This is a genomic window from Paraburkholderia pallida, assembly GCF_004524855.1.
GTDB lineage: Bacteria > Pseudomonadota > Gammaproteobacteria > Burkholderiales > Burkholderiaceae > Paraburkholderia > Paraburkholderia oxyphila.
Genome location: NZ_CP038150.1, coordinates 1,615,000 through 1,635,569, shown reverse-complemented (window position 1 = coordinate 1,635,569; position 20,570 = coordinate 1,615,000). Strand labels below are relative to the sequence as shown.

Here is a 20,570-nt window from a genome sequence, read left to right as displayed (position 1 = left end):
GAGCCACGCTTGTATGCATCAGGCCGGCGCGTTCGCCCACTCGGGGACGGCCGTGAACAAATCGCCCACGAGGCCGTAGTCGGCCACGCTGAAGATCGGCGCTTCCTCGTCCTTGTTGATCGCCACGATCACCTTCGAGTCCTTCATGCCTGCAAGGTGCTGGATCGCGCCCGAGATGCCCACGGCGATGTAGAGTTGCGGCGCGACGATCTTGCCGGTCTGGCCCACCTGGTAGTCGTTGGGGACGTAGCCCGCATCCACTGCCGCACGCGACGCGCCCAGTGCTGCGTTGAGCTTGTCGGCGAGCGGCTCCAGAACCTTCGTGTAGTTCTCGCCGCTGCCCAGCCCCCGGCCACCCGAGACGATGATCTTCGCGCTCGTGAGTTCAGCACGGTCCAGCTTCGTGACTTCACGGCTCATGAATTGCGAGAGGCCGCTGTCTGCTGCCGCTTCGATCTTCTCTACCGTTGCGCTGCCGCCTTCGGCCGCCACGGCGTCGAAGCCGGTCGTACGAACCGTGATCACCTTGATGGGGTCTTGCGACTGCACCGTTGCAATTGCATTGCCCGCGTAAATCGGACGCTCGAACGTGTCCGGTGAATCGACAGCCGTGATGTCGCTAATCTGCGCGACGTCCAGCTTCGCGGCGATGCGTGGCGTGACGTTCTTGCCCGCGGCCGTCGACGGCGCGAGGATGTGCGAATAGTTCTTTGCGATGCTCAGGACCGTGGCTTCGAGGTTCTCTGCAAGGCCCTGCTCCAGTTGCGGCGCGTCGGCCAGCAGCACCTTCGAAACGCCAGCGATCATTGCGGCCGCTTCTGCGGCAGCCTGGGCGTTGTGGCCCGCGATCAGCACGTGCACGTCGCCGCCGATCTTCTGCGCGGCAGCCACGGTGTTCAGCGTTGCCGCCTTGATCGACGCGTTGTCGTGTTCGGCAATTACCAGATTCGTCATTTTGTATCTCCCCCCTTACAGCACCTTGGCTTCGGTCTTCAGCTTCTCGACCAGCGTCTTCACGTCGGCGACCTTCACGCCCGCGCTGCGCCTGGGCGGCTCGGCCACCTTCAGGGTCTTCAGACGCGGCGCGACATCGACGCCAAGGTCTTCCGGCTTGATCGTTTCCAGCGGCTTCTTCTTCGCCTTCATGATGTTCGGCAGCGTGACGTAGCGCGGCTCGTTCAGACGCAGATCCGTCGTGACCACGGCGGGCAGCGTCAGCGAGAGCGTTTCCGCACCGCCATCGACTTCACGCGCAACCGTGGCTTTACCATCGGCGATCGTGACCTTCGAAGCGAACGTTGCTTGCGGCAGGTTCGCCAGCGCGGCGAGCATCTGGCCGGTCTGGTTCGAATCGTCGTCGATGGCCTGCTTGCCAAGAATGACTAATGACGGCTGCTCTTTATCGACGAGCGCTTTCAAAAGCTTCGCCACCGCGAGCGGTTGCAAATCCTCATTCGATTCGACGAGAATCGCGCGATCCGCGCCAATGGCCAGCGCCGTGCGCAGCGTTTCCTGTGCCTGCGCGGGGCCCGCAGACACGGCAATCACTTCCGTCGCCACACCCGCTTCCCTCAGGCGAACCGCCTCTTCCACGGCGATCTCATCGAACGGGTTCATCGACATCTTCACGTTGGCGATATCCACGCCCGTGCCATCCGACTTCACGCGCACCTTGACGTTGTAGTCGACCACCCGCTTCACACCCACCAGGATCTTCACACTCATCGCATGCTCACATTCAGATTAATTAGTTTTGCTCGCCAAGCTGCTCAACCAGTGCGCGCGGGCGCATCTCGGAGTCGAAATCATCGAGCGTCGGGAACGCGAGCGGCTCCAACTGGTCGAGCTTCGTGAGGGTCTCGGCGTAACGCTCGAGCATGGCCACCCGTTCTTCGTTGGCGATATACGGCACGTGATACGCAACGAACGACGGCAGCACCTCGAACCCGGCATAGCCGAGCGTCCCGCGCAACATATGGCGCAGCATGAGGTCCATCTCGCCGTGCACGCCTTCAGGGCCGAACATGAAATCGCGGCCGCCACAGGTGTAGGCCAGCATCGCTCGCTTGCCGCGCATGCCGCCGCGGTCGTAAAAGCGCAGGCCGCCATACACCTTGCCCGAGACCATCACGCGATCGATCCATCCTTTCATGATGGCCGGCACCGAGCACCAGAACAGCGGGAAGCTGAAGATCACCAGATCGCACGCCAGCAGCTTTTCCAGCTCCGCCGCAATGTCGGGAGCGATCGCCTGGGCGGACACGTTCTCGCGCTGCTCCAGTGCGTAGACGAGGTAATCCGCGTTGCGCCGCATGCCGAAGTCCGCCGCGCTCGCCACCGGATTCCAGTTCATGGCGTAGAGGTCCGACACCATCACCTCGTGGCCCTGCGCTTCGAGCGTGCGCACGGCGCAATGCTGCATCGAGGTGGTGAACGACTGCGGTTCGGGATGGGCGTGAACGATCAATACCTTCATGTTTTTGTTTCTCCAGTGCGGCTATATTTAGAGTTCGCCCGCCGTGCGCCGGCGCGCGAGCGTCACGGCAATCGCGGCGCAGGTGCCGACGAGCATCAGGGTGGACACGGCGGCGATCGCCGGGTCGACGTTCTCGCGCATGCCGTCCCACATGCGGCGCGGCAGCGTATAGATGTGGCGGCTCGAAATGAACAGCGTGACCACGAGCTCGTCCCACGAGAGGATGAACGCGAACACCGCCGCCGAGAACACGCCGGGGCGTATCAGCGGCAGGATCACGTGGCGCAGCGTCTGATAGAGGTTCGCGCCGAGATTGCGCGACGCCTGCTCGACCTTGAGCCCGAGCGTCGCGAGCGAGGTGGAAACCGAGACCACGACATAAGGCACGGTCAAGACCACGTGCGCGAGGATCGTGCCCGTGTAGCTGTCGAGCAGGCGCCAGTCGGCCCAGAGCCGGTAGAACGCGAGCGCGGAAACAATAGGCGGCACGATGAGCGGGAACAGGATCACGAGGCGCACGGTCTCGCCGCGCCGCGAGGCGATCTTCCACAGGCCGATCGCGCACAGCGTGCCGAGCGTGACCGAGATCGTCGCCGAGGCCAGCGCGATCACGCCACTCTGCGCGAAACTCGCGAGCCAGCCGTCGTCCTCGAACAGCACGGCGTAGTGGCGCATGGAGATCGTGCCGTCCGGCATCGAGAGATAGTCGTTGGGCGTGAGCGATACCGGCACCGAGACCAGCAGCGGCAGCAACAGGAACAGGATGGCCGCCCACGCCACGCCGATCACGAGCGCGCGCCGGATGGTGAGTCTGGAATTCATAAGGTTTCCTTGATGTCCTTGATGTTCCTGATGCCGCTTACTTCGCGCCAAACAGCTCGCGCAGGTTGATGAAGCGCGAGAGCGCGACCAGCACCGCCACGATCGCCATCAACAGCACGGAAGCCAGCGCCGCGCCGCTGCCCCAGTTCACCAGTTGCAGGATCTGCGTGCTGATGTACTCCGCCACCATCACGGTGCGCCCGCCGCCCAGGATCACCGGCGTCACATAGAAGCCGAGCGAGAAGATGAACACCAGCAGTCCCGCGCCGTAGATGCCGGGCAGCGTCTGCGGGAAGTACACCTTGCGGAAGGTGAGGAAGGCACTCGCGCCGAGCCCTTGCGAGGCGCGAGCCAGCTGCGGATCGATGCCCTTCATGTTCGAGTAGAGCGGCAGCACCGCATAGGGAATCATGAAATGCACCATGCCGACCACCACGCCGAACGGATTGCGCATCAGTTGCAGCGGCTCGTCGGTCATGCCGAGCGCCATCAGCGTGTTGTTCACGAGCCCTTGCTCGCCGAGCAGGAACAGCCATGAAAACGCGCGGATCAGCACCGAGGCCCAGAACGGCACCAGCAAGCCGAAGAACAGCGCCATGCGCTGGCGCGGCCCCACGTGCACCATCGCGAACGCAATCGCGTAGCCCAGCGCCACCGAGATCACCGTGGTCATGCTGCAGATGCGCAGCGTGGTCCACAGCACGCGGTGCACGCTCGCGTTGTCGATGAAGCGCGCGTAGTTCTGCAACCCGGGCTGCGGCACGGAAAAGCTCAGCCACAGCACGCGCAGCAGCGGAAACAGATACAGCACGGCCAGCAGCGCGAGCAGCGGCAGCACCAGCAGCCAGTAGCGGTCGATCCGCTTGCGCGGCACCGCGACGATTTCGGGCGTGGAGGAAGTCAGCGTATTCATGGCGCGGCGTTCGATGAAGGTTCGGCGGATCGCCGGCGTGCTGCTTGCCGGCGACGGGCAATCGATCTCACGAGGACATCAGGTCCGTGTAGCGCTGCAGCGTGGCGTCGTAGTTCTGGGCCCACCAGGCCGGATCGACCTTGCACTGCTTCGCCCAGTTCTCCGGCGTGCCCGGATTGTCCGCGCGCAGCGCGGCCGGCACCTGCGCCGTCGCGGCCGGCGTCACCGGCCCGTTGCCGAGTGCGGAGAGCAGCTTGAGCTGGGGCTCGATGCCCTGGACGAACTTGATGAACTGCCAGACCTGGTCGCCGGCCGGATTGTTCTTTGGTACCGACCACACGTCGCACGAGGCCAGCCCCTGCTCCCACGTATAGCGGAAGCGCCCCTTGCTTTCACGCTGGATCGCGTTCGCGCGCGTGTGCCAGATGCAGGCCATGCTCACTTCGCCGTCGCGCAGCAGTTGCAGGCTGTCCGCACCGGAATCCCACAGCAGCACGTTGGGCTTGAGCACCTTGAGCTTGTTGAACGCGCGCTGCGTGTCGATCGGATAGACCTTGTCCTTGTCCACACCGTCCGCCATCAGCGCGGCTTCGAGCGAGCCGCCCATCCATTTCCACAAGCCGCGCTTGCCGGGGAATTTGCTCACGTTCCAGAAGTCGGCCCAGTTTTTCGGCGGATTCGCACCGAACTTCTGCGAGTCATAGGCGAGCACGTAGCTCAGCAGGTAGGCGGGCGCGCCATAGTCCGACGCGAGTCCCGGCAGAGCGAGCCGGTTCACGACCGAGTAGTCGATCGCGCGCAGGAAACCCTGCTTGCCGAGCTTGATCGCCTCGAAGCCGTCGAGGTCCATCACATCCCAGATGACATTGCCGTTCTCGACCATCGCCTTGATCTTGCCGTCGTCGGGCGACGAGTCGTAGCCCATGCGAATGCCGGTCGCCTTCGAGAACGGGTCCATATACGCCGTGCGGAATGCCGCGCGCCCTTCGCCACCCCATGCGCTCAGCACGATCTCCTTCGGGTTCGATGCGCGCGCTGCGCCGCTCCAGACCGATAGCAGCGTCGGTGCGATGCCGGCCGCCGCGCACAGTTTCAGGAAGTTGCGCCGGCCCTGTTCGGTGCGGGGCTCGAGATCGCGCGCTTGCTCGATGAGGTCGCGCATATGGCGTTGCGTCATGGTGTCTCCTTTTTTATGCTTCGCTCGATGAATGAAGTACAAGCACACTGTGGGCACGCGGCAGGCTCACTGCGGGCACCCGCATGCCGGCCCGCTCGCCCAGGGCAATCAACTGACCGCTAGCGGCGAGGTCGCGTCGGGCTCCCATTGCACGAACACCTCCATGCCGGTATGCGGCGAAGCGAGCCCCTTCCACGCCGGCACGTCGGCGATCATGCGGCCGAGTTCGGCCGTCTGGACTTCGAAGCGGAACGACGCGCCAAAGTAGTTCCAGTGCACGACGCGGCCACACACCTCGTTGAGCGTGCCGTTGCTCGACGTCGTGGCGATGCCGACCTTTTCGGGGCGCAGCGCGTAGAGGACCTTGTCGCCGGCACGCGCGCTGCCGGCGCTGGCCGCGAATTGACGGTTGCCGGCGCGATAGACGCTGACGCCGTCGTGCGTGCCCACCGCCTCGCCTTCGATGAAGTTGCTCTCGCCGAGGAAGTCCGCCACGAAGCGATTGCCCGGGCGCTCGTAGAGTTCGCCCGGCGCGCCGATCTGTTCGAGTCGCCCGTCGCGCATGATCGCGATACGGTCCGACATCGAAAGCGCTTCCTCCTGGTCATGCGTGACGAACAGGAAAGTGGCGCCCAGCCGCTCGTGCAACGCCTTCAACTCGATCTGCACCTCGCAGCGCAGCTTGCGGTCGAGCGCGCCCAGCGGCTCGTCGAGCAGCACCACGTCCGGGTTGAACACGAGCGCACGCGCGAGCGCCACGCGCTGCTGCTGGCCACCCGACATCTGGCGCGGCAGGCGGTCCGCGAGATGGCTGAGGCGCACCTGGTCGAGCGCCTGCTTCACGCGCTTGACAGCGTCCGGCCCTTTCTGGCCACGCACCATCAGCGGGTAGGCGACGTTCTGCTCCACCGTCATGTGCGGAAAGAGCGCGTAGCCCTGGAACACCATGCCGAAATTGCGCTTCTCGGGCGGCAACGCGACGATGCTCTCCGCGCCCACCCGCAGGTCGCCGCCCGTGGGCTGCTCGAAGCCCGCCACCATCATCAGCAGGGTGGTCTTGCCCGACCCGGACGGTCCAAGGATGGTCAGGAACTCGCCACGCGGAATGTCGATCGTGGTCTCCTGCACCGCCACCACTTTCCCGTAGCGCTTGGAGATCCGGTCGATCAGCAGCCCCGCGCCGGACGCCACGCGGCTCGCGCTTGCCGGCGCCGCCCCGGCGCTCCAGTCGACACCCATTTCCGCACTCGCATGACCTGCTTCCACTCTTCGTCTCCTGATCGTCTTTTCCGATTTGGGTTGAACGTTCATTTAACAGAACTTATACTATGCCGTAATGGAGGCTGCAAGTAGAGCGGACCCTTGCCCCGCCGTGGGTCTGCACCATCCATACACGACCGTGCGCAACCAGGTTGCATGAGACACAGGAGACTGGCGAAAACCATGATTACAGAAGAGATCCGTATCGACTCGCGCAACGGTGTGCTCACCCTGCGCATCGACCGGCCGGCGGCGCGCAATGCGCTCGCGCGCCCGCATCTGGACCGGCTGCGCGAACTGCTCGAAGGCTATGCGCAGGACCCGTCGGTGCGCTGTCTCGTGATCACCGGCACCGGCAAGGCGTTCTGCGCCGGCGCCGACGTCGAGGAATGGGCACAGGCCGAAGCCAACGGCGAGCTCGACACCTATGGCTGGACCGACAAGGCCCACGCCTTCGTGCAGTTGCTCGCGGCGTTTCCGCGCCCCACGGTGGCGGCGCTCAACGGCTCGGTGGTTGGCGCGGGCACCGACATCGGCTTCGCGTGCGACTTCCGGATTGCCGCCGCCAGCGCGTCGCTGCGCTGCGGCTACACCGGCATGGGCTACAGCCCCGACATGGGCGGCAGCTGGTTCCTCCCGCGTCTCGCGCGGCCCGACGTCGCGCGTCGATTCGTATTCCTGAACGAACGCTGGAGCGCCGCGCAGGCGCTGGCAGCGGGCCTCGTTTCCGAAGTGGTCGACGACGTTGCATTCGAGTCGCACGTCGCAAACTTCGCCGCGCAGCTCGCGGCCGGCCCGAGCGTGGCGCTCGGCCATACCAAGGCCCTCTTCGCACGCTCGCTCACCAGCACGCTCGCCGAGCAGCTCCAGGCCGAGCTCGCCGCCGGACTCGCGTGCGGCCATAGCGAAGACGGTCAGGAAGCCCTTCGCGCGTCGAAAGAGCGACGCGCCCCACAATTCGCAGGGAGATAACGCGTGGAATTCTCATTGACCCATGAGCAGGAAATGCTGGTTTCGTCGGTGCGCACCTTCGTGGAAAAGGAGCTGCAACCGCACGAGTTCGCCGTGGACCGCGCCGACGAAGTCACGCCGGCGCTCGCCGCCTCGATCCGCAAGAAGTCCATCGAGCTCGGCCTCTACGCATTCAACATGCCGGAGAGCGTGGGCGGCGCGGGGCTCGACTATCTGAGCCAGGCGCTCGTCGAGCGCGAGCTCGGGCGCACGAGCTGGGCGCTGCACGTGTTCGTCGCACGGCCCAGCAAGATCCTGATGGCCTGCAAGGGCGAGCAGATCGAGCGCTACCTGAAGCCGACCGTGCGCGGCGAGCGCGTGGACTGCTTCGCGCTCACGGAACCGGGCGCGGGCTCGGACGCGATGGGCATCCGCACGCGCGCGGTGCGCGACGGCGACCACTACGTGATCAACGGCAGCAAGCACTTCATCAGCCACGCGGACACGGCCGACTACGTGATCCTGTTCGCCGTAACGGGCGAAGAGGAATGGCGCGGCCGCACGCGCAAGCGCGTGACCTGCTTCCTGATCGACAAGGACACGCCGGGCATGACCGTGCGGCGCGGGCCGCACTGCACGAGCCTGCGTGGCTATCATCAGTCGGAGATCTTCCTTTCCGACTGCCGCGTGCACGTCTCGCAGATCCTCGGCGAAGAGCATCATGGCTTCGACCTGGCCAGCGAATGGCTGACTGCGGGGCGCGTGATGGTGGCGGCCAACAACATCGGGCGTGCGCAGCGCGCGTTCGAAATGGCGGCCGAATGGGCGGCCACGCGCCAGCAGTTCGGCAAGCGCATCGGCGACTTTCAGGGCACGTCGTTCAAGCTCGCCGACATGGCCACGGAGATCCGCGCGGCGGAGCTCGTGACCTTCTACACCGCCGACAAGCTCGACAAGGGCACCATGACCGATGGCGACGCGGCGCTCGCCAAGCTGCTCGCGACCGAAACGCTCGGCCGCGTGACCGATCATGCGGTGCAGATCTACGGCGGCATGGGCCTCATGGACGAGCTGCCGATCGAGCGCTTCTGGCGCGACGCCCGCATCGAGCGCATCTGGGAAGGCACCTCGGAGATCCAGCGACATATTCTCTCGAAGGAAATCATGCGGCAATATAGCTAGCCGGCGACCCAGGCGGGTGCGCGACGGTGCGCCCGCCTGAATGCGCCCACACGCCTCGACGTAACCATTCGGTTTCCAATCGGATTTCAATCGACACACCCGCCATGGCCCATACCCGTGCCACCGAGCGCGGCGACACCGCGTTCGCCGCCAACCTGCATCGACTTCTCAATCCTTCGAGCATTGCATTCATTGGCGGACGCAGCATCGCGGCCGCGCTGCAGCGCTCGCGCGCCTTCGGCTACCAGGGCGACGTCTGGCTCGTCAACCCCACGCATGCCGAGATCGACGGCGAGCGCTGCTACGCGCGCGTCGAAGACTTGCCGCGCGCACCCGACGCCACCTTCATCGCGGTGCCCTCGGCGGCGGCGGTGGGCGTCGTGCGCGAGCTTGCGGCGCGCGGCGCGGGCGGCGCGGTGGTCTACGCGTCGGGCTTTTCGGAAACCGGCGCCGAGGGCGCCGCGCTCCAGGCGAGCCTGCTGGAAGCGGCGGGCGACATGGCGATGCTCGGCCCCAATTGCTACGGATTGCTGAATGGCCTGGACGGCAGCGCGCTATGGCCCGTGGCGCACGGCGCGACGCGCGTCGAGCGCGGCGTTGCCGTGATCACGCAAAGCGGCAATCTCGCCTACAACCTCTCGATGAGCGCGCGCGGCCTGCCCTTCGCGTATCTTGCGAGCGTGGGCAACCAGGCGCAGGTGGACGTGGCGCGCCTCGTCGATGCATTCGTGGACGACGAGCGCGTACGCGCGATTGGCGTGCACCTCGAAGGCCTCAAGAACGTGAGCGCATTCAGCGAGGCCGCCACGCGCGCGCTCGCGCGCGGCGTGCCGATCGTCGCGCTCAAGAGCGGCGTCTCGGAACTGGGCGCGCAGCTCGCGTTGAGCCACACCAGCTCGCTCGCGGGCTCCGATTCGCTCTACGACGCGCTCTTTAAGCGGCTTGGCGTGATCCGCGCACGCGATCCGGTCGAGCTGGTGGAAACACTGAAGCTGCTCTCGATTGCGGGCATCCCCAAAAGCAGCACGCTCGCTGCGCTCGCGACTTCGGGCGGCGACGCGGGCCTGGTCGCCGATCTCGCGGAAGCGCAGGGCATTGCGTTTCCCGCCGTGAGCGCGCAGGGCCGCGCGACGCTTGAAACCGTGCTGCCGCCCTATGCGAACATCGCCAACCCGCTCGATTTCACGACCACGCCGTGGGGCCGCCCCGACGCCATGCGCGCCTGTTGTGACGCGCTGCTGGGCGAGCGCCCTGGTGCGGCCGCGATGATCCTCGACTACCCCAAGGCAGATACCGGCGAGCGCCCGCAATGTGACATCGCTGCTGACGCCTTTGCGGCCAGCGCACGCGCTAACGACGTGCCCGCCGCTCTGATCTCCGTGTTTCCCGAGCTGACGCCGCCTGAGCACGCGTTGCGGATGGCCGCCGCTGGCGTTGCGCCGCTGCAGGGGCTGCGCGAAGGCATCGCGGCGATTGGCGCGGCGATGTGGTACGGGAAGACGCGCGCGGCGCGGCTGGCTGAGGACCGTCTTTCCACGCTGCCTGTGCTGCGCGTGCCTGATGCATCGGCCAATGAGGCCGGCGGCCGGTTGCTCGATGAGCGGGAGAGCAAGCGCAGGCTTGCTGAGTATGGGCTCGATGTGCCTGCTGCCGTTTGTGTGAGGCCGGACGAGGCGCCCGCCGCCGCTGCGAAGCTTGGGTTCCCGGTTTGTGTGAAGGTGGTGAGTGAATATCTGCCGCATAAGACCGAAGCGGGGGCGGTGGCGTTGCGGCTCGAGTCGCCTGAGGCTGTTGCTAGCGCCGTCGTGCGTATGACTGAGAGCGTTGCACGCTATGCGCCGGATGTTGCCGTCGAGCGTATTCTCGTTGAGCGAATGGCTAGCCCGCCGTTGATGGAGTTGATTGTTGGCATCAAGCGCGATGCTGGATTTGGGCTTGCGCTGGTGCTTGGCAGCGGCGGCGTGCTCGTTGAGCTGATTCGTGATACGGCTACGTTGCTGTTGCCCACCAGTGAGCAGGATGTGCGCGCGGCGCTGCTGGGGCTTAAGCTGGGGCCGTTGCTCACGGGGTATCGCGGGGGCGCGGCGGCTGATCTCGATGCGATTGTGCGGAATGTTATGGCGATTGCCAGGTTCGCCGAAGAGCATGCTGAGACGCTGCTTGAGCTTGATGTTAATCCGCTCCTTGTGGCCAAGGATGGTGCTGTGGCCGTTGATGCACTTGTTAGGTTTGCTAGTTAGCCAAAATGGCTTTTGGTTTTTTTTGGCGTTGGCCTTAACTTGTTTTCGCGGCGGGCCGCAAGCGTCGCCCCTGTGCGGGGCGGCACCTACTTTTCTTTGCAGCCGCAAAGAAAAGTAGGCAAAAGAAAGCGGCTCAAACCGCCAGTGTGACGCCGTCCACCACTGCCCTTACTATCGGAGCGGCTCCGGGGCGTCTGTCACCACGCGTCGTTTATGGGAGTGACTAAGGGCTCATCCATCCGGCGGCGCTACGCGCGCCGTAGGGTATATCCAAAACCAGTGGGATGTACACGCATTTGTAGCGATCAAATATATTCGCTCGGCGGCCCGCGCGCACATTCGCCAGCCAGCATGCCCGTTCATTCACCAGTTAGCATACCTGTGCATTTACCGGGCGGTGCTCGCAACGCATTCGCCAGCCAACACGCCCTTGCATTCACCGGTCAGTTCCCTGCGCATTTACCGAGTTGCCCCCAACGCATTCGCTATGCCAACACGCCCTTGCATTCACCGGGTGGCACCCCCAACGCATTCGCCAGCCCGCCCGGTTTTCCTTCCAGACCCTTCCGCCCGCGCGTAGCGCGTGGCGGGAAGAATGAGCCCTTTGTCACTAAGGCGGAGTGTGCGGGGCGACGGATGCCCCGGAGCCACTCCGATCTACAGGGCAGTGGGGGACGGCGTCACACTAGCGGTGTGAGCCGCTTTCTTTTGCCTACTTTTCTTTGCGGCTGCAAAGAAAAGTAGGTGCCGCCCCGCACAGGGGCAACGCCTGCGGCCCGCCGCGAAAACAAGTTAAGGCCAACGCCTTAAACGCAGAAATCCGATTTCAATCCATTGACTCAGAAAACCTTACCAGGATTCAGAATCCCACGCGGATCAAACGCGTCCTTAACCCGCCGCATAGCGGCAATCTCTTCGGGACTCCGAGAAACCCCAAGCCAATCGCGCTTATAAACCCCAACACCATGCTCGGCAGAAATCGACCCACCGGCCTCGCCGACAAACCGATACACGAGCGCCTCAACATCATGCGCGCTCTCCCCCCTCGCATAGGTCACGGACACACACAGATGCAGATTCCCATCCCCGAGATGCCCGAAGAAAAGCACCTGCGCGCCTGGCCATCGCGCATCAATCGCACTCTCGCACTGAGCGACAAACGCCTCCATACGCCCATGCGGCAAGCTAACATCAAAATTAATTAAATCCGGCAGCGCATCAATAGCAAGCCCTTCACGCAGCGTCCAGAACGCCCTCGTATCGGCTTCACTCTGCGCCAGAGCAGCATCCTCGATGAGCCCCTGCTCGAGCCACTCAGCCAGCGCCGCCTGAAAGCGCTCCGCCGTCTCCTGCTCATCGCGACCCGCGCACTCGATCAGCACCCTGAGCCCAGCATCGCCAGCAAACGGCACACGCAAATCAGCCGTATGCGCCGTCACATACCCACAAAAGCGCGGCCACATCACTTCAAAGCTCGAAAGCTCAGGCAACGCAGCCCGCGCGACATGCAGCAAAGCAAGCGCCTGACCAAAGCCCGCCGTCACACACAGCGCCGTAACAGGCGCCGCCATCCGCGGATGCATCCTCAACACAACCCGCGTAACCACGCCAAGCGTCCCCTCACTGCCGACAAACACCTGCCGCAAATCGTACCCCGCATTGTTCTTCAACATCTTGTTCAGCGAGGTAAGCACAGTGCCGTCCGCAAGCACCACTTCGAGCCCAAGCACCTGCTCCCGCATCGTCCCATAGCGGATCACGCGATTACCGCCCGCGTTCGTCGCGACATTGCCGCCAATCTGGCACGAGCCGCGCGCACCCAGGTCCACGCCCAGCGTAAAGCCGGCCGCTTCCACCGCTTCCTGCACGGCCTGCAAGGTCGTGCCGGCCCAAACCGTGACCGTTGCCGCTTCGCGGTCGATCTCCTCGATGCCGGCAAGCCGCTCGATCGATAGCACCACATCGCTCGCGCGCGGCGCAGCGCCGCCCGCAAGTCCTGTCATGCCGCCCTGCACGACCACCGGCATATCGAGTGCATTGCACAGCGCGAGCGTGCGGCTCACCTCCTCGACGCTGCGCGGACGCACGAGCGCGACCGGTCGCTCGCCCGGCGCCTCGCCGTAGTTCGTGAAATAGCGCTCGCCAATCGCGGCGCCGCGGCTCACGCAGTCCGCGCCGAGCACGTGCACGAGGCGCTCGACCGCCTGCGCGCACGAGTAAGTTTCTTCAGGCTGATTCATGATCCTCATGCGCTGGCGCCGCCCGGGTCCGCGTCCGTTCAGAAGTTGTGGCGAATGCCCACGCGCGCAGCCGTTTGCGTCCGGCTCGACGAGGGTTCGAAACTATAGCCGATCACCGCGTCCACGCCATTCGACGCACGCAGCCAGTCCACGGCCGCGTAAATGTCGGTGCGCTTCGAGAGCAGATAATGCGTGCCCAGCGCGACTTCGTGCCAGTGATGCCCTTCGAAGGTGGTGTACTGATAGCCTGCCACGAACGAAAGCGGCGCACTCAGCTGATAGATGCCGCCCGCTTCGTAGACACGCATCGTCGACGACTGCCCGTAGCCCTTCATCGTCGTGTTGGTGAAATCGCCGCTCACGGTGAGCTTGCCGAAGACATACGATGCGCCAATGCCGAAGATCGATTGCGAATCGACCTGGAACGGCTTGTCCGCGTACAGGTCGGTGACGGCGCCGGTTTGCGGGTCGACAGTCGCAACCGTCTGGCCCAGCATCGTGCTCACGCCAATCTGCGCGTACGGATCGACCGCGGCCAGCCCCTGCGGCTTGTTCAGGCGCGTATAGTTGCCGCCCGCCGAGAAGTCGCCGATCGAATACGTGGAACCCACGCTCCAGGCGCTGCCGTCGTGGAAGTCGCCCGCCGTGTTGCTGAACGAGTACATGCCGCCCACCACGAGCCCGTGGTAGCTGTTGCTGACGAACTTCACCGCGTTCTGCAGGCGGTCGCCGCTTTGCCGGTCGAAGTCGCCCTGGTGCACGCCGTAGCCGCTCGCGAACGCGCTCACGTTGAACGCTTCCGTGAAGTCGAACGCGAAGTCGTACTGGTTGCCGAAGGTGAGCGTGCCCCATTCGTTGCCGAGCCCCACGTAGGCCTGGCGCCCGAATAGCGCGCCGCCCTGGTTGAGCTTGCCGGTGCCCAGCCTGAAGCCGTTTTCGAGCTTGAAGACGGCCTTGTTGCCGCCGCCCAGGTCCTCCTCGCCCATGAAGCCGAGCCGGTTGCCGTAGGACACGCCGTCGTCGAACAGCCAGGCGTGCGCGCCGCCCGTGTTGCTCACATAGGTGATGCCGGCATCGATGATGCCGTACAGACTCACACTGCTCTGCGCGAATGCCGGTCCAGCCACCACTGCGCAGGCCACGCCCGCTGCCAATACTTGTTTCTTCATCGTCGAGGTCTCCAAACCTGAGTGTTGCTCTTTTGTTGATCAGCGATCGTGGGCGAGTATAAAATTTGCTGAATGAATGTTCAACCCAGGACAAAGCCGCGCAAGCCGGTTGTTTTACCCGTATTTTCCCGTATGCCGACCGATGTTGAAAAATTGTTCAATTAGCCATACCATCGGAGCGGACAGCCAGAGAACGGAGCGCCATGCGTATGAATCGACACGATCCCTTGAATCCGCATCAATTGCGTTCGGCATACGAAGGCCAAAAGTCCCAGCCCTTCGACCTGAGCGCACCGGTTGCCACGCCACTGGAGTTGCATCGCTGCACGGTTCAGCCGGCGTGGGTGGACTACAACCAGCACATGAGCGAGTCGTGCTACCTCTATGTGTTCGGCGACAATACCGACGCGTTCTTCCGCTACTTCGGCATTGACGACGATTACCGCGAGCGCGGTCATTCCGTCTACACGGTCGAGACGCATATCCGCAACCGGCGTGAAGTCGCGCTCGGCGAGCCGCTGCGGCTGACGCTGCGCCTGCTCGACTTCGATCACAAGCGGCTGCACATCTTTCACGAGATGTTCCATGCCGAAAGCGGCACGCTGCTGGCGAGCGCCGAGCAGATGCTCATGCACGTCGACATGCGGGCGGGGCGCGCCGCGCCCTTTCCTGCCGAGATCCAGCAGCGCCTCGCCGCGATCCACGCCGCCCATAGCCGCGCCGCGCGCCCCGCCGACTCGGGCCGCGTGATTGCCATTGCGCGGCGCGACGCGCAAGCCGAAGCCCGTACCGCGCCAGCCTGAGCAGCCCGCACGGTCACGCATCGCGGATGACGACACGGCCGCATCATCTCATTCCAGACATTGAGGAGTACCACGCATGACCGAAGCAGTGCAGGATTGGTCCGCACGAGCGGCAACGCTCGATATCGAAGGCCGCGCATGGATCGACGGCGCTTATTGCGCCGCGCACAACTCGAAGACGTACCCGTGCACCAGCCCGATCGACGGCCGCACGCTGACCGAGGTCGCCTATTGCCGCGCAGCGGACGTCGATCGCGCCGTGAAGGCGGCGCGCAGCACCTTCGAGCGCGGCGTCTGGCGCACCCAGGCGCCGCGTGCGCGCAAGGCCGTGTTGCTGCGCTGGGCCGAGCTCGTGCGCGAGCACGCCGACGAGCTCGCGCTGCTCGAAACGCTCGACACGGGCAAGCCCATCGCGGACACGACGAGCGTGGACATTCCTTCGTCCGCGTACTGCATTAGCTGGTTCGCTGAGGCCATCGACAAGACGGGCGGCGAAGTCGCGCCAGTCGGCGAGGAGTTTCTGGGCCTCGTCACGCGCGAACCCGTGGGCGTGGTGGGCGCCGTCGTGCCGTGGAATTTTCCGGCGCTGATCGCCATGTGGAAATGCGCCCCGGCGCTCGCGAGCGGCAACAGCGTCGTGCTCAAGCCCTCCGAGAAGTCGCCGCTCACGGCCTTGCGTCTTGCCGAACTGGCCGCGCAAGCGGGCCTGCCGGCCGGCGTGCTCAACGTGGTGCCGGGCTTCGGCGACACGGGCGCAGCCCTCGCGCTCCATAATGACGTGGACTGCCTGGCGTTCACGGGCTCGACCGCGGTCGGGCGCAAGATCGCGCGCAGCGCGGCCGACTCGAACCTCAAGCGCGTCTGGCTCGAGCTCGGTGGCAAGTCGCCGCAAATCGTGCTGCCCGATTGCCCCGATCTGGAGCGCGCGGCCCGTAGCGTCGCCCATGCCGTGTTCTACAACACGGGGCAGATGTGCACGGCCGGTTCGCGTCTCCTCGTGCATCGCGACATCAAGACGTCCTTCCTCGATCGTGTGCTGGCCATCGCGGCGGAGTACGCGCCGGGCGACCCGCTCTCGCCGGCCACGCGCATGGGCAGCCTAATCGACGCGGCCCAGGTGGACCGCGTGCTGGGCTATGTCGAGCAGGGCCGCGCGACGGCGCGGCTGCTGCGCGGCGGACGACGCGTGCGCAGCGAAACCGGCGGCCAGTATGTCGAGCCGACGGTGTTCGATTGCGCGGACACGCAAAGCCCGATCGTGCGCGAAGAGATCTTCGGCCCGGTGCTCGCGGTGACGGCGTTCGAGACCCTCGACGAGGCCATCGCGCTCGCCAACGACACGCCCTATGGGCTCGCGGCCGCCGTCTGGAGTTCCAACCTCACGACGGCGCACGAAACCGCCCGGCGGCTGCGCGCGGGCACGGTGTGGGTGAATGGCTACGAGGAAACCGACGACATGAACTTCCCGTTCGGCGGCTTCAAGGAGTCCGGTAACGGGCGCGACAACTCATTGCACGCGCTGGAGAAATATACGGAGCTCAAGTCCACCATCGTGCGCTTGCGCTAGGGCACGGCCGATCGCGAGCGCTAGCGCTCACCGAAGGCGCGTCAGTCTCGCGCGCCGCGCGGTGCCACCGGGCTGGCCCACGGCGAGTGCGTGTCGCGCCCCTTGCGAGGCCCGTCAGCCCGGGCTTCGCTGCCGCGCCCGCGTGAGGACTTGCGCCGCGCGAGCAGCGCATTCGCGATCCACTGCAGCGCGCCGCACAACAGCAGATAAACCAGCCCGACGAACAGGAAGATCTGCGCCGGATACACCATCAGCCGGTTGTTGAGCTGATTGGCGAGGAACGTGAATTCCGGCACGCCGACGATATAGGCCAGCGACGTATCCTTGACGAGCGAGACCCACTGGTTAACGAACGACGGCATCATCACGCGCACGGCTTGCGGCAGGATCACTGCGCGCAACGCCTGCCAGCGCGTCAAGCCAAGCGAGAGCGCAGCCTGCCGCTGGCCATCGCCGATCGACGCAATGCCCGCATGCACGGAATGCGACAGGTACGCGCCGCCGATCAGTGCCAGTGCACACACGACGGTCGCGAGGCCGGGGACGTCTATGTGCAGCAGGATCGGCATCAGGAAGAACGTCCAGAAAATCAGCATCAGCACGGGGATTGCGCGAAAGAACGCGACCACGACCGTTAGCGCGAGATGCACGAAGCCGCGCGTCATGGCGAGCGCAATGCCGCCCGCGAGACCGATCAGCGCGGCGAGCAACGCAGAGACAACCGAAAGCACGAGCGTCAACGCAACGCCGCCCAGCGGGCCAGCGGGAAACGCGCCGAGCAGCAGATAGCGCAGCGTCGGAAGCCATTCGAATCCGTTCACGCCCGGCCTCGCTGCAAGGCGCGCGTGCCGGTGCGTTGCCAGAGCACCAGCGCCACTTCGATAGCCGCGATGGCCAGCACATAGAATGCGGTGGCCGTGCCGAATGCCTGGAATGTCCTGAAGCTCTCCGAATCAACCTGACGCGACATATACGACAGCTCCGCAACGCCTATTGCCATCGTCAGCGAGGAGTTCTTGACGAGGTTCATGTACTGGCCCGCAAGGGGCGGCGTCGCAATGCGCAGCGCCTGTGGCAGGATCACATAGCGCAGCGTCGCATAGCGGCCCATGCCGAGCGCGGCCGCCGCCTGCTCTTGTGCCTGGCTCACGCCACGCATGCCGGCTAGAAACTCCTCGCCGATGAACGCCGTCGTGTAGCAGGTCAGGCCAACCCAGCCCGCGAACAGCTCGAAACTCGGCCACTGCAGCGTTAGCGGGCCGAGCGTTGCCGCGTGCGGCGTGTTGAGCCATGCCATCCAGCCGGACGGCAAAACGGCTGCCACGCCGAAGTACCAGAACAGCAACTGCACGAGCAACGGCGAATTGCGGAAGACGAAAACGTAGGCCGCCGCCCCGCGTGCGATCGCACCGCTGCGCGCCGTGCGCGCAACCGCGAGAGCAAAGCCCATCGGCGTCGCGCACGAGGCCGCGCACGCGGACAGCATCAGCGTCACGAAGAAGCCGTGTTCGAGCCACGCGAGATATTTCGGTTCAAGCCAGTTATGCATGGATCAGCCGCAGGAAAGCATTGCGCCCGCCAGGATGCGGGCGCTGAAGAGGATCGCCACGCTCAACTGCTTTTTTCCGCGTCGCCAATCTTGAAGAGACGCGGCAGCGGCGCCGCGCTCTTCGGGCCAAACCACTTGTCATAGATCTGCGCGGCCTCGCCATCGGCTTCAAGGCGCGTCAGCGTGCTGTTCACCACATCGAGCAGACGCGTCTCGCCCTTGGGCACGCCCACGCCTTCGTAGTCGTTCGATATCGTGAAAGGCGAGATCTCGTAGTTCGCCTTGTCGGGCACGCGCGCAAGCAATGCAACGAGCTTCGGACCGTCCTGGGTAATGGCCTGCACGTTGCCCGTGCGCAGCGCGGCGAAAGCGAAAGGCGTGTCGTCGTAGGCGACGATGGTCGCGCTCGGGAATTTCGCGCGCACCTGCTGCTCGTTGGTCGTGCCCTTGTCTGCGCCAATGCGCAAGCTGTTCAACTGCTCCGGTGACTTGAGCACGCCCTTCTTCGCGATGAACTGCGTGCCCGATGCGAAGTACGGCGTGCTGAAATCCACTTCCTTCTTCCGCTCGTCAGTGATCGTGAAGTTTGCGAATACCAGATCGACCTTGCCCGACTTCAGAAATGCGATGCGGTTGGCGGGATTGGTCGGCTGGACTTCGAGCTTCACGCCGAGCCGCTTGGCCACGGCGCGCGCATAATCGACATCGAGCCCGACGATCTGGTTGTCCTTCTGATCGACGAAGCCGAACGGCGGGTTACTGTCGAACGCAGCAACGCGCAGCACGCCTGCCTTCTTGATGTCGTCCAGACGATCCGCATGCGCGGCGTTCGACACCACGACCAGCAATGCCGTCAACAGTGCGGCCCGCACTGTGCCCCAGGGTCTGTTTTTCATTGTCGAGTTTCCTCATTGGTTGCGCCCGTGTGCTGCGACTTAGCATAGGCACGGGCGGAGCACACAGCCTATCGGGGCGACGCCGGCGAGGGAACCAAGCTTTTTTCAGATCGAAAGCAAGGCTGGCGATTTGGTGACGCGGGCGCAGCGCTATTTGCACCATCGCCCGACGGAAACTCATCGTTCTATACGCGAAACGGAGCATCACGTTTTCGCGCATTGTTGCCTGGCAGCCCCAATGGTCAAATGAGGTGTGCGATTTTCGTTAATCTGCTGGAGCTGACGATGCAAGATTCATCCACCGGCGATCAATCGAGCGCCTTTGTCGTGACACACCCGCTCGACCCTGAAGACGGGAAAATCACCGGGGCCATGCGCGAGATGACCCGTCCAGTCAAAGGCCTGCGCCAGGGCGTCGAGTGGCGCGGCGCGTTCGACGCGATCATGGAAAGCGTGACGCCTCATGAAGGCGTGACGGTCGAATCCGGCACGGTCGGTGGTATTCCCGGGCTTTGGATCACGCCCGAAAATAGCCGGCCTGACGAAGTGATCCTCCATCTGCACGGCGGCTGGTTCAACTTTGGATCCGCTCACGCATTCCGCCACCTCGTCGGCCAGATCGCCGCGAGGAGCGGTGCAAAAGCCTTTGTTCCGGATTATCGGCTGGCGCCCGAGCATCCGTTTCCGGCCGGCGTGAGCGACGTGCTCGCCTGCTACCTTGGGCTCGACGCGAGCGGCGTTGCCCGCATTGCGGTGACGGGCGACTCGGCGGGCGGCAATCTCGCCCTGGGCCTCGTTTCGCGCATCGCCGGTGGAGAAGTCGCCACGAAGGCCAGACTCGCAGGCGCGGTTGCGCTGTCACCCGTTACGGATTTGACGCTCTCGGGCCCCACGTACGAAACGCGCGCGGACGCCGATCCGCTTTTCACGCGCGCACAAGCATCGGAACTCGTCCAGGCCTACTTGCGGGACGCCGACCCCAAGAATCCGCTGGCCTCGCCTCTCTACGCAAGCGTGACCGGCTTGCCGCCCGTGCTCGTGCACGTGGGAGACGATGAAGTCCTGCTCGACGATTCGCGCCTGTATGTTCAGCGCGCCGTCGCCGCAGGCGTCGATGCGCGAGTCGACGTCTGGCTGGGCATGCCGCACGGATTCCACGGCAGCGTCGGGAAGTTGAAGGCCGCTACACAGGCGCTCGATGACATCGGCGCGTTTCTTGCCGCGAGACTGCAGTCGGCTAGCGAGTCGTAAAACCGCTGGAATCGATCGACTGGGGACGCCGCTAGATGACAGGCCGTAACGGCGCCCCCAATCGTAACCTCCTG

At 64.7% G+C, this 20,570-nt stretch carries 18 protein-coding genes; 6 read left to right on the top strand and 12 right to left on the bottom strand.

The window, feature by feature from the left end; translation table 11 throughout:
* Window positions 1-18 precede the first annotated feature (18 nt).
* The 7 genes from E1956_RS33740 to E1956_RS33710 all read right to left on the bottom strand — a co-directional run bounded on the left by E1956_RS33740 (window position 19) and on the right by E1956_RS33710 (window position 6,654).
* Complete coding sequence (locus tag E1956_RS33740; protein WP_134757360.1) at window positions 19-954, bottom strand: electron transfer flavoprotein subunit alpha/FixB family protein; 936 nt, start codon at window positions 952-954, stop codon at window positions 19-21.
* Window positions 955-969: 15 nt separating this feature from the next.
* Window positions 970-1,719, bottom strand: coding sequence for an electron transfer flavoprotein subunit beta/FixA family protein (locus E1956_RS33735; protein ID WP_134757961.1), 750 nt, complete (start codon window positions 1,717-1,719; stop codon window positions 970-972).
* 28 nt (window positions 1,720-1,747) lie between these two features.
* Window positions 1,748-2,476: an NAD(P)H-dependent oxidoreductase gene (locus E1956_RS33730; RefSeq protein WP_134757358.1), complete on the bottom strand. Its 729-nt coding sequence runs from the start codon at window positions 2,474-2,476 to the stop codon at window positions 1,748-1,750.
* Between the two features lie 27 nt (window positions 2,477-2,503).
* Complete coding sequence (locus E1956_RS33725; RefSeq protein ID WP_134757356.1) at window positions 2,504-3,298, bottom strand: ABC transporter permease; 795 nt, start codon at window positions 3,296-3,298, stop codon at window positions 2,504-2,506.
* A gap of 37 nt (window positions 3,299-3,335) precedes the next feature.
* Window positions 3,336-4,211: an ABC transporter permease gene (locus E1956_RS33720; protein WP_134757354.1), complete on the bottom strand. Its 876-nt coding sequence runs from the start codon at window positions 4,209-4,211 to the stop codon at window positions 3,336-3,338.
* 67 nt (window positions 4,212-4,278) lie between these two features.
* Entirely contained in the window at window positions 4,279-5,388 is a 1,110-nt protein-coding gene (locus E1956_RS33715; protein ID WP_134757352.1) for an extracellular solute-binding protein, read from the bottom strand.
* 108 nt (window positions 5,389-5,496) lie between these two features.
* Window positions 5,497-6,654, bottom strand: a complete 1,158-nt coding sequence (locus E1956_RS33710) for an ABC transporter ATP-binding protein (RefSeq protein WP_232071975.1) — start codon at window positions 6,652-6,654, stop codon at window positions 5,497-5,499.
* 177 nt (window positions 6,655-6,831) lie between these two features.
* Between E1956_RS33710 and E1956_RS33705 the strand changes: the two genes are divergently transcribed.
* The 3 genes from E1956_RS33705 (at window position 6,832) to E1956_RS33695 (ending at window position 11,021) form a co-directional block, all read left to right on the top strand.
* Window positions 6,832-7,620 (top strand): enoyl-CoA hydratase/isomerase family protein, encoded by a 789-nt coding sequence (locus E1956_RS33705; protein ID WP_134757350.1) that lies wholly within the window; start codon window positions 6,832-6,834, stop codon window positions 7,618-7,620.
* A 3-nt stretch (window positions 7,621-7,623) separates the two neighbouring features.
* Entirely contained in the window at window positions 7,624-8,781 is a 1,158-nt protein-coding gene (locus E1956_RS33700; protein ID WP_134757348.1) for an acyl-CoA dehydrogenase family protein, read from the top strand.
* A gap of 104 nt (window positions 8,782-8,885) precedes the next feature.
* Complete coding sequence (locus tag E1956_RS33695; RefSeq protein WP_134757346.1) at window positions 8,886-11,021, top strand: acetate--CoA ligase family protein; 2,136 nt, start codon at window positions 8,886-8,888, stop codon at window positions 11,019-11,021.
* Between the two features lie 839 nt (window positions 11,022-11,860).
* Here E1956_RS33695 and E1956_RS33690 read toward each other — a convergent pair.
* Together E1956_RS33690 and E1956_RS33685 are read right to left on the bottom strand one after the other, a co-directional pair.
* Complete coding sequence (locus tag E1956_RS33690; RefSeq protein ID WP_232071973.1) at window positions 11,861-13,261, bottom strand: FAD-binding oxidoreductase; 1,401 nt, start codon at window positions 13,259-13,261, stop codon at window positions 11,861-11,863.
* A gap of 38 nt (window positions 13,262-13,299) precedes the next feature.
* The gene (locus E1956_RS33685; RefSeq protein ID WP_134757342.1) at window positions 13,300-14,430 is read right to left on the bottom strand and encodes a porin; all 1,131 of its coding nucleotides are present in this window, start codon (window positions 14,428-14,430) and stop codon (window positions 13,300-13,302) included.
* 209 nt (window positions 14,431-14,639) lie between these two features.
* On the opposite strand from E1956_RS33685, the gene E1956_RS33680 reads away from it, so the two are divergent.
* Window positions 14,640-15,233, top strand: coding sequence for a thioesterase family protein (locus E1956_RS33680; protein ID WP_134757340.1), 594 nt, complete (start codon window positions 14,640-14,642; stop codon window positions 15,231-15,233).
* A gap of 76 nt (window positions 15,234-15,309) precedes the next feature.
* Complete coding sequence (locus tag E1956_RS33675) at window positions 15,310-16,800, top strand: aldehyde dehydrogenase (RefSeq protein WP_134757338.1); 1,491 nt, start codon at window positions 15,310-15,312, stop codon at window positions 16,798-16,800.
* Window positions 16,801-16,841: 41 nt separating this feature from the next.
* Here E1956_RS33675 and E1956_RS33670 read toward each other — a convergent pair whose 3' ends face one another.
* The 3 genes from E1956_RS33670 to E1956_RS33660 all read right to left on the bottom strand — a co-directional run bounded on the left by E1956_RS33670 (window position 16,842) and on the right by E1956_RS33660 (window position 19,245).
* Complete coding sequence (locus E1956_RS33670) at window positions 16,842-17,621, bottom strand: amino acid ABC transporter permease (protein WP_134757336.1); 780 nt, start codon at window positions 17,619-17,621, stop codon at window positions 16,842-16,844.
* Window positions 17,618-18,349 (bottom strand): amino acid ABC transporter permease, encoded by a 732-nt coding sequence (locus E1956_RS33665; protein WP_134757334.1) that lies wholly within the window; start codon window positions 18,347-18,349, stop codon window positions 17,618-17,620. Before E1956_RS33665 ends, E1956_RS33670 begins: the two co-directional genes overlap by 4 nt.
* 62 nt (window positions 18,350-18,411) lie before the next feature.
* Window positions 18,412-19,245, bottom strand: coding sequence for an ABC transporter substrate-binding protein (locus E1956_RS33660; RefSeq protein ID WP_134757332.1), 834 nt, complete (start codon window positions 19,243-19,245; stop codon window positions 18,412-18,414).
* A 285-nt stretch (window positions 19,246-19,530) separates the two neighbouring features.
* Here E1956_RS33660 and E1956_RS33655 point away from each other — a divergent pair, with 285 nt between their 5' ends.
* Entirely contained in the window at window positions 19,531-20,496 is a 966-nt protein-coding gene (locus E1956_RS33655; protein WP_134757330.1) for an alpha/beta hydrolase, read from the top strand.
* Window positions 20,497-20,570: the final 74 nt, after the last annotated feature.